We start from the raw sequence: 2,071 nt of genomic DNA, 5'->3' as shown, positions 1-2,071 counted from the left end.
TCGGCGTCGTGTTCGGCTTCCTTCAGGCCGGCTTCGCGGCGGTCCTGCTCGTCGAAGCCGCGTGTGTCGCGGAACTCCACGTACGGCTCCTCGTCCTCGGGGGTGCCCCCGGCGATGGCGCGGCCCCGCTCCAGCTCGGCGTTCAGCTCCGCGCCCAGCAGGATCGCCAGGTTCGTGATCCACAGCCACACCAGGAAGATGATGATCGCCGCGAGGCTGCCGTAGGTCTTGTTGTAGGAGCCGAAGTTGGCGACGTAGGCGGCGAACAGCCCCGACGCCGCCAGCCACAGCGCGATCGCCAGCAGCCCGCCGGGCGCCAGTTTCCGGAATCCGCGCTTGGCGTTGGGCGCCGCCCAGTACAGCAGCATGAACAGGAACGCCACCACCAGCAGCAGCACCGGCCATTTGGCGATGCCCCAGATCGTCACCGCGGTGGAGCCGGCGCCGATCACGTCGCCGACCTTGCGGGCCAGCGGCCCGGTCACCACGACCGCGATCACCGACGCCGACAGCAGCACCAGGGTGGTGATGGTGACCCCGATCCGGATCGGGATCGTCTTCCAGATCGGGCGGCCCTCGGGGATGTCGTAGACGATGTTGGACGCCTGCATGAACCCGCCGACGTACCCCGACGCCGACCACACCGCGCCGAGCAGGCTCACGACGGCGATCGCGCCGGCGCCGCCGCCGCTGCCCTGCAGCTGCCGCACCGAGCCGACCAGCAGGTCGCGGACCGCGCCCGGCGCCATGTCGCCGATGTTGGCGATCAGGTCGTCGGTCGTCGACTGGCCCGCCAGCCCGACCAGCGACACCACCACCAGGATCGCGGGGAAGATCGACAGGATCGAGTAGTAGGTGAGCGCCGCCGCCCACGCGGTGAGGTTGTCGTGCTTGAACTCGCCGACGGTGCGTTTGAGGGCCCCCACCCAGGAGGTGGGCGGCGCGTCGGCGATGACGCCTGGGGTGGGCATGAGCGTCCTCTCAGCGGATCCGGGGGGGTTCGGCGGGTCAGCGGGTCCTGCGGGTCCTGGTGCGGCGCACCCGCACGGCGCGGCGCTGCCGGGCGCGGACGCGGAACCGCACGGGACCCACCCGCCTGGTGGACGCCCGGCGGCGGCGCATCCACAGCACCGCCACCGCCGCGGCTCCCGCCGAGGCGGCGACCACGCCGCCCCGCCGGGCCCTGGCGATGTTCTGCTCCGAGCCGGCGGCGCGCCACGCCGACGCCGCCGCGTCCCGCGCCCGGGTCCTGGCCTGTTCGGCCTTCTCCCGGGCCATCGCCTTCACGTCGGCCTTGGCGGCCAGCTGCTCGACCGTCTCGCCGAGCTCGTGGCGCGCCCGGTCGACCTCCTGGCGCAGCTCCTCGGTGCCGGCCTCGGCGCCGTGCCTGCTCTGCGCGGTCATCAGTGCGTCGCCCTCTCCTTGAGCTCGGCCACCGTCTGCCTGGCCTCGTCCATGGCCTTCTCCGGTTTGGCCGGCGTGGCGCGGCGGGTCTGCGACCTGCCCAGCAGGGCGAGCAGCGCGGCGACCAGCATCAGCGCGCCGCCGATGATCAGGGCGGCCGCCCACACCGGCAGCGCCACCGCGATCCCGGCGATCGCCGCGGCCAGCAGCGCCGCGACCCCGTACAGCGCGACCAGGGCGGCGCCGCCGAACATCCCGGCCCCGGTCCCGGCGTGCCGGCCCTTGTCCTTCAGCTCGGCGACGGCCAGCCGCAGCTCGGCGCGCATCAGCTCAGACACCTGCTGGGCGGCCTGCCGCACCAGCTCCCCGGTGCCGTGCTCCTCGCGTCCGGCGCGGAATTCGGGGGCGCGGGCCTGGTCCTGCCGGTGCGCGCCCAGGCTCTCGGCCGTGGTCTCGGCCGTGGTCTCGCCGTCATGCGTCGGCCGCACGATGCTCATAGCCTCCAGGCCTCCTCCGCCTTTTCGTCTCGAAGCCTGAAGGTGGCGTTCCCCCTTGTCGGAGGCTAAACGTGTGCGCTTCCCGACAAAGGGTGAACAGGGCGTGGCGCGGCGCGCGGCGGCGCAACCCCGCGGACCGAGCCCGGACGAGCCGCCCGGCCGGCCGCCCG

The 2,071-nt window shown here is 73.7% G+C and carries 3 protein-coding genes; all 3 read right to left on the bottom strand.

Annotated elements, in window-relative coordinates; genetic code table 11:
- Nucleotides 1-971: YihY/virulence factor BrkB family protein (locus ACIWVC_RS28335; RefSeq protein WP_396453266.1), on the bottom strand; the 971-nt coding region annotated here is incomplete at its 3' end.
- A 37-nt stretch (nucleotides 972-1,008) separates the two neighbouring features.
- Entirely contained in the window at nucleotides 1,009-1,404 is a 396-nt protein-coding gene (locus ACIWVC_RS28330) for a DUF3618 domain-containing protein (protein ID WP_396453264.1), read from the bottom strand.
- Nucleotides 1,404-1,901 (bottom strand): phage holin family protein, encoded by a 498-nt coding sequence (locus ACIWVC_RS28325; RefSeq protein ID WP_396453263.1) that lies wholly within the window; start codon nucleotides 1,899-1,901, stop codon nucleotides 1,404-1,406. Before ACIWVC_RS28325 ends, ACIWVC_RS28330 begins: the two co-directional genes overlap by 1 nt.
- Between the last annotated feature and the right edge of the window lie 170 nt (nucleotides 1,902-2,071).

It is taken from the genome of Actinomadura sp., from assembly GCF_044508335.1.
Classification (GTDB): domain Bacteria; phylum Actinomycetota; class Actinomycetes; order Streptosporangiales; family Streptosporangiaceae; genus Spirillospora.
This window is presented reverse-complemented; position numbering and strand designations above follow the sequence as displayed.

Coding starts and splice junctions, on each gene's coding strand:
- ACIWVC_RS28330 (WP_396453264.1), bottom strand. CDS start 1,404: ATGACCGCGCAGAGCAGGCACGGCGCCGAGGCCGGCACCGAGGAGCTG.
- ACIWVC_RS28325 (WP_396453263.1), bottom strand. CDS start 1,901: ATGAGCATCGTGCGGCCGACGCATGACGGCGAGACCACGGCCGAGACC.